Raw genomic sequence first — 7045 nt, 5'->3', positions numbered from 1 at the left:
TGATCCATTTCGATTCCGGTAATGATCAGATGAGTCGGCCGATAGTGATGAAATTTGGCATGACGATCAAAGAAGGCACTGTTATACTCATCCCCTTCGAGAACAAAATCGGCTTTACCAGTCAGTCGGTAGTTAGTCGAGAAATTTATCAGCTCTCCCCCGATCATAAAGGAGGGCTCCACTCCACAACATTCCAGACTCCAGGCCAGCATCGAGGCTGTCGTGGTTTTACCGTGAGTGCCGGCAACCACCAGACGACGCCCGGCCGTCACCAGAAACTCGCGCCACAGAGTTTCCGGCAGCGAACGACACTCAAGCCCTAATTCCCGAGCCCGTATCACCTCCACATTGCTGCGGGCGGCAACGTTGCCGACAACCACCAAAGACAACTCGCTACTGAGTCGGGCGGGCTCGTATCCCAAGCCTACATTTATGCCCCGGGCGGCGAGCAACTCACTCATCGGCGGGTAGGCGGCGGCATCGGAACCAGAGACCCACCACCCCCGTTCATGAAGCATACCGGCCAAAGCCGCCATCGCCGTCCCGCAGATGCCAATCAGGTGGACTTTTTTCATCCCGGCCGTTGCGCCGCCATCATTTAAATCATCCTTTGCAACCTCGGCAAGCTTCTGCCCGCGATGCATTTCTTCACGTCGGCGCTTCTCCTCCAATCCTGAGACCCCGAAACGGCGCCCAAGCTCCGCAGCCACGGACTCAGGGGAAAGCCCCCGCGAAGCCATCAGGACCAACAGGTGAAAGGTCAGATCGGCAAGTTCATGAACCAGAGCTTCAGAGCCTGATTGCTTGGCCGCCAGAATAACTTCACAGGCCTCTTCCCCGATTTTTTTCAAAATCCGGTCTGGATCATTCCCGAGAAGTTCAGCCACGTAAGAATCGGGGCGGGGGCGATCCCGGCGCGCACAGATCAGGCGGTAAACTTCAGCTATCACCGAACCCTGACTCCGCGTTCTCTAAGATAGGCTTTAGCCTGGGTGATGGTATATTCACGATAATGAAAAATCGAGGCGGCCAACGCGGCGCTGGCAGCCCCTCGTGTCAGGCCCTGATAGAGATGTTCAAGGCTACCGACCCCTCCCGAGGCAATCACCGGCACCGCAACGGCATCCACAATTGTACGGGTCAGCTCCAGGTCAAAACCATCCTTGGTGCCATCCCGATCCATGCTGGTCAGGAGAATTTCACCGGCCCCGTAATCGACCATGCGCCGAGCCCAGGCCACTGCATCGATTCCGGTCGGTTCACGGCCGCCATAAATATAAACCTCCCAACCGTCACCTACTGATCGGGCCTTGGCGTCAATCGCCACCACAATACACTGGCTGCCAAAACAATAAGCCGCTTCCTTGACAAATTCCGGCCGGTGCACAGCGGCGGTATTGATCGAAACCTTATCGGCGCCGGCGTTGAGCAGAGCCCGGATATCATCCAGAGTTCGAACCCCTCCACCGACAGTCAGGGGAATAAAAACCTGCTCGGCAGTGCGGGCAACCACATCCAGAATAATCGAGCGCCGATCACTGGAAGCGGTAATATCGAGAAAAGTCAATTCGTCTGCGCCCTGTTCATCATACATCGCGGCCACGGCCACCGGATCACCGGCATCCCGCAAGCCGACAAAATTAACCCCTTTTACCACTCGGCCGTCCTTGACATCAAGACAGGGAATAATCCTTTTCGCCAACATTACAACCCTCCCTCTCCGTCAGCCAAAGCCTGAGCTTGCCCCAAGTCAAGACTGCCTTCGTAAAGCGCCCGGCCGGTAATCGCCGCCTGCACTCCGGATTTTTCCAGCGGCAACAAGACCCTGATGTCATCCAGCGTGGCGATTCCGCCCGATGCAATCACCGGAATGGAAACTATCTCCGCCAGAGAGCGGGTTTCTTCCAGATTAACACCACTGCGCATCCCGTCCCGCAAAATGTCGGTGTAGACGATCGCGGCAACCCCGCAATCCTCAAAACCACGCGCCAAATCCAGGGCCTGGACACGAGTGGCCTCGGCCCAGCCCCGAGTCGCGACCCACCCTTGCCGAGCATCAATGCCGACACAGATCCGTCCCGGAAAAGCCGCCGCCGCCTGCCTGACAAGTTCCGGCTTTTCCACGGCCACCGTTCCCAGAATGACTCGTTCCAAACCAAGTTCAAGATAGGCCGCAATCGTTTCCAGATCTCGAATCCCGCCGCCCAGCTGACAGGGAATCGTCAGGGCGGCGACAATCTCTTCGATAACCGCGCGATTTACCGGAACTCCGGCAAAGGCGCCATTGAGATCGACCAGATGCAGATACCTGGCCCCCGCAGATTGCCATTTTAGGGCCATGGCCACCGGGTCGCCGGAGAAAACCGTATCATCCTCCATCCGACCCTGCCGCAACCGCACACAATTACCATCTTTAAGATCAATCGCCGGCATGATAATCATCTTTTATCTGACTCCTCCCGAGACCGGGAAAGTTTTCCACCAGCTCGGCAATCCCGACATCGGCAAATTCGCGGGCCGTCAACCACCTGCCGCCGCCGCGTATAAAGTTTCGCAGATTGGTAATATCGTCACTTAAGGATTTCTGGGTCTGGTCAAAAACCGCATACCAGACCTTGCGGCCGCTGCGGGCATCGACCATCGCCACCTCAAAAAACACCGAGGCCGGACTGAGTGCTGAGATGGGGCCGCCGACCCTTTCCTCAAAACGGTTGACCGCGCCAAAAAGTAAAACCTCAACCCCCAGACGCCGACCGATTTCAGCCATCGGCGCCTGACCGACCAAAGGCAGCACGTTAACCGCCGTTTCCGGTTCAACTACCTTATATTTTCCATAAATTGCAATTTCCCGCGCCAGCGACAGGGCCAGTTCGTAACCAATACCGCTGTCGATCTGGTCGCAGATAATCTTGCCCCCGTCGGGGCGGCAGGAAGGATAGGCTTGCGCACAACTTTGACAGCCGCTCACATCAAACGGCATAACCGCAATCCGGGTAAACGGAGGAACTTCCTCGACCGCGCGCACCCGAACATCCTTGCTCGTACAGGCTACACAGAAGATCGCCATCAGACACAGCAAGACACTCCGCCAAACAACGGCAAAGACCTCAGGCTTGATCATTTTTTCTTCCTTTCACTCCAGCGCCGCAAAGGCCCGGAAAAGGGCTAGTCCCTGCTGCTGACTCTTTTCTGGATGGAACTGGGTCGCTAAGACATTGTCAAAGGCTACAGCCGCCACGAACTCACCGCCATAATCCGTTTTCGCAGCGATCACTTCCGGATTCTCGGGAACCACGTAATAAGAGTGAACAAAGTAAAAATAGGCGGCCGGATCAAGCCCGTCGAGCACGGCGCAGTCTTTGGTTTTGACAACCTCGTTCCAGCCCATATGGGGAATCTTCAGAAAAGCGCCGGGACGATCCGGATCCGGCAAATCCACGGCAAAAGGCCGGACCTGGCCCTTGATCACCCCAAGTCCGGCATGGCATCCAAATTCCAGGCTCTCACTGAACAGCAACTGCAACCCCAGACAGATACCTAAAAAAGGCTTTCCAGAAGCAATGGCGCGCAGCACCGGATCAATCAAAGCAAAGTTTTCCAGATTATCCATGCAATCCCGAAAAGCTCCGACTCCCGGTAAAATAACGGCCCGGGCATCGGCCAACAGCTGTGGGCTGCGAGTAATCACTGCCCGGCGACCGAACTTTTCCACGGCCTTCTGCACACTGCGCAGGTTGCCCATACCATAATCAACAATCGCGATCATTTTACAAAACCCCTTTTGAGCTTAACACCTGGCCCGCGAGTTCCGTCCGCGGCGTCCAGGCCCGGCGCAGGGCGTGGGCGACGGCTTTAAAAGCCGACTCGAAGATATGATGCTGATTTTTACCATAATGGAGATTCAGATGTAAAGTCAGACCCCCATGCACTGTCAGCGCCCGAAAAAACTCCTCGATCAGTTCACTGTCAAGCTCGCCCACCTTGGGGGTTCGTAGAGCCAGGTTGAAAACCAGAAAAGGTCGTCGCGAGATATCAACAACCGCTGAACACAGGGACTCATCCATCGGAATCAAGGCCTCTCCGTACCGGGCAAGACCGCCAAGTTCACCCAGGGCCTGACTTAAGGCCCGCCCCAGACAAATCCCCAGATCCTCGACCGTGTGATGAAAATCGACCTCCAGATCACCTTTCGCCAGAATCTCCAGATCGCTGCCGCTGTGCCGGGCGAAGAGGGTCAACATGTGATCCATAAAAGGAATTCCGGTTTCAATCCGGCCCTCCCCTTGGCCCTCCAGGGTCAGAAGCAGCTGAATATCGGTTTCGGCGGTCTGCCGGCGGATTTCGGCGCAACGTACATTACTCCCCATGAACTCCCTCCCGATCAGCAGCCAGACGCAGACTGACAGCCCGACCATGGGCCGCGAGGCCCTCCATTTGCGCCAGCGCGGTTACCGGACGACCATAACGTCCGAGCGCTGCCGGACTAAATGAGATAACACTGCTTTTTTTGAGAAAATCATCCACGCCCAAGGGCGATGAAAAACGAGCCGTGCCTGCGGTCGGCAAAACATGATTGGGGCCGGCCAGATAATCTCCCAGAGCCTCCGGGGTGAAATGGCCGAGAAAAATCGCCCCGGCATGACGAATCGCGCTTAAAGCAACCATGGGTTCCGCGACCGCCAGTTCCAGGTGTTCGGCCGCGAAACGGTTGGCGAGCTCCAGGGCTTCTTCCAGACTTCCGGTAGTAATCAGAGCGCCCTGATCAGCCAGAGCCTGCCGGGCGATGCCCGCCCGCGGTAAAAGCGAAAGCTGCCGGGCCAGCTCTTCCCGGACCTCGACACATAATTTAGCGGACGGGGTCACTAAAACCACGACCGCCAGTTCATCATGTTCGGCCTGGGAAAGAAGATCGGCCGCAATGAAAACCGGATTGGCGCCATCATCAGCCACGACCATGATTTCGCTGGGACCGGCGACCATATCGATCCCAACCCGACCAAAGACTTGCCGCTTGGCCTGAGCTACGTAGATATTGCCCGGCCCGACGATTTTATCGACCGGGGCCACCGATGCAGTGCCGAAAGCCAGCGCCGCGACGGCCTGGGCCCCGCCGATGCGGTAAATGCGAGCCACGCCGCTGAGCCGGGCGGCCGCCAGAACTGCGGGGTTGTAACCCTGAGACGCCGGCGAAACCATGACGATTTCATCAACCCCGGCAACCCGGGCCGGAAGAGCGTTCATCAGCACCGAAGAAGGATATGAGGCCTTACCCCCTGGCACATAAATACCAATCCGGGACAGCGGGGTAATCTTCTGCCCCAGCAGGACGCCGTTTTCATGATCGTCAAACCAGGACTGCCGGCGTTGACGATCGTGATAAGCGGTAATCCGTTGCACCGCAAGCTCAAGATCGGCCAACTGCTCCCGGCCGATTTGCGTAAAAGCCGCGTCGATCTCCGCCTCGCTCACGACAATCCCAGCAGTCGTTAAATCAAGCCCATCAAAACGCCGCGTGTAGTCAAACAGGGCGTGGTCGCCTTCACACCGAACGCGCTCAAGAATTTCAGCAACCACTCCGTCGACGGCCGGGTCAAAGCCCTGATTACGTTCGCAGAGCCGTGCGAAAAAATCAGCAAAATGCGGATCGGTGCTTGAATGAATTTTTACCATGTTCCTCTCTCTGCCCCGACTTAACTTGCCCGCAAGCGCAAAAAGGGTTTTCCGCGCAGCGGCGGCGTCAGATTTCCTGACGCCGCTGAATATCGGCTCCCAGCGCTTGAAGTTTTTTTTCGAATCCGGCATAACCGCGATCCAGATGGTAGACTCGTGACATCACGGTTTCCCCTTCGGCGGCCAGGCCGGCCAGCACCAAACCGGCGCTCGCCCGCAGGTCGGAGGCCATGACCGGAGCCCCGGAAAGCGCCGTAACGCCACGGACCACCGCCGTGCGGCCCTCGACCTCGATATCGGCCCCCATGCGCTGCAGTTCAAAAACATGCATGAAACGATTTTCAAAAACAGTTTCACTGATAACACTGGTTCCCTGAGCCAAAGCCAGAAGAACCATGATCTGGGCCTGCATGTCGGTGGGGAAACCAGGATAGGGCATGGTTTTGACATCCAGGGAACGTAAACCCAGATCCCGGCGCCGCACCCGCACCGCCGTCCCCGCCAACAAGTCCTCCTCATGAAAAACGGTCAAGGGTTCAATAAGCAGTCCGATCTCCTGCAATTTACTGACAACCCCGCCCAGGGCCGCCAGCGGTGCATTACGAATCACGATATCTCCGCCGCTGATGCCTGCGGCCACCATGAAGGTTCCCGCTTCGATGCGATCAGGCATCACGCGATAATCCGCGGCCGCCAACCGTTCAACCCCGGTAATCGTAATCGTATGCGTCCCTTCGCCCTCGATCCGAGCCCCCATTTTCCTCAGGAAACAAGCCAGGTCGACAATCTCCGGTTCACGGGCGGCATTGCGCAAAACGGTCACCCCCCGGGCCAAGACCGCCGCCATCATCAGGTTCTCGGTCCCGGTCACGGTAGTCAGGTCAAAACTGATATCGGCCCCCCGCAGCCGTTCGGCCTGACCTATGATATAGCCATGTTCAACCTTAATCCGGGCCCCCATCATCTCCAGCCCCTTGATATGAAGGTTGACCGGGCGCGCCCCGATCGCGCAGCCTCCGGGCAATGATACCCGGGCCCGACCGAAACGGGCCATCAGCGGCCCGAGCACCAGAATTGAGGCCCGCATAGTCTTTACCAACTCATACGGGGCTTGCTGGTTTTTGAGACGCTCGGCGACAATGGCGAGGGTGCTGCCCGAAACCATGGTTTCCGCACCCATCCCCTCCAGCAGGCTCCGGATAGTTCCGATATCTCTGAGATCAGGCATATTTTCAAGCCGGCTACAACCGTTTTCCGCAAGCAGGGTAGCGGCGATCAAGGGCAGGGCAGAATTTTTAGCCCCATCAATCGTAACCTCGCCGGACAAGGGCCGACCACCTTTAATAATTATACTTTCCAACCCAGCTCCAAAAAA

General features: G+C 57.1%; 8 protein-coding genes. All 8 read right to left on the bottom strand.

Annotated elements, in window-relative coordinates; translation table 11 throughout:
* The coding region (locus tag ENN66_00315) for a phosphoribosyl-ATP diphosphatase (protein ID HDS15081.1) at positions 1-950 on the bottom strand (950 nt) is incomplete at its 3' end.
* Complete coding sequence (hisF, locus tag ENN66_00310) at positions 947-1705, bottom strand: imidazole glycerol phosphate synthase subunit HisF (GenBank protein ID HDS15080.1); 759 nt, start codon at positions 1703-1705, stop codon at positions 947-949. The genes hisF and ENN66_00315, both read right to left, overlap by 4 nt.
* On the bottom strand, positions 1705-2442 hold the full coding sequence (gene hisA, locus ENN66_00305) for a 1-(5-phosphoribosyl)-5-[(5-phosphoribosylamino)methylideneamino]imidazole-4-carboxamide isomerase (GenBank protein ID HDS15079.1): 738 nt from the start codon (positions 2440-2442) through the stop codon (positions 1705-1707). Before hisA ends, hisF begins: the two co-directional genes overlap by 1 nt.
* Positions 2420-3121: a hypothetical protein gene (locus tag ENN66_00300; protein ID HDS15078.1), complete on the bottom strand. Its 702-nt coding sequence runs from the start codon at positions 3119-3121 to the stop codon at positions 2420-2422. The genes hisA and ENN66_00300 overlap by 23 nt, the downstream gene beginning before the upstream one ends.
* A gap of 12 nt (positions 3122-3133) precedes the next feature.
* Positions 3134-3766: an imidazole glycerol phosphate synthase subunit HisH gene (hisH, locus tag ENN66_00295; protein HDS15077.1), complete on the bottom strand. Its 633-nt coding sequence runs from the start codon at positions 3764-3766 to the stop codon at positions 3134-3136.
* Position 3767: 1 nt separating this feature from the next.
* The gene (hisB, locus tag ENN66_00290; protein ID HDS15076.1) at positions 3768-4367 is read right to left on the bottom strand and encodes an imidazoleglycerol-phosphate dehydratase HisB; all 600 of its coding nucleotides are present in this window, start codon (positions 4365-4367) and stop codon (positions 3768-3770) included.
* On the bottom strand, positions 4357-5670 hold the full coding sequence (gene hisD / locus ENN66_00285; protein HDS15075.1) for a histidinol dehydrogenase: 1314 nt from the start codon (positions 5668-5670) through the stop codon (positions 4357-4359). The genes hisB and hisD overlap by 11 nt, the downstream gene beginning before the upstream one ends.
* A 67-nt stretch (positions 5671-5737) precedes the next feature.
* Positions 5738-7030: a UDP-N-acetylglucosamine 1-carboxyvinyltransferase gene (gene murA, locus ENN66_00280; GenBank protein ID HDS15074.1), complete on the bottom strand. Its 1293-nt coding sequence runs from the start codon at positions 7028-7030 to the stop codon at positions 5738-5740.
* Positions 7031-7045 lie beyond the last annotated feature (15 nt).

It is taken from the genome of Pseudomonadota bacterium (assembly GCA_011049115.1).
GTDB lineage: Bacteria > Desulfobacterota > Anaeroferrophillalia > Anaeroferrophillales > Tharpellaceae > DSCM01.
The sequence above is the reverse complement of the archived record's forward strand: the minus strand, read 5'-3'. Positions and strand labels throughout refer to the sequence as shown.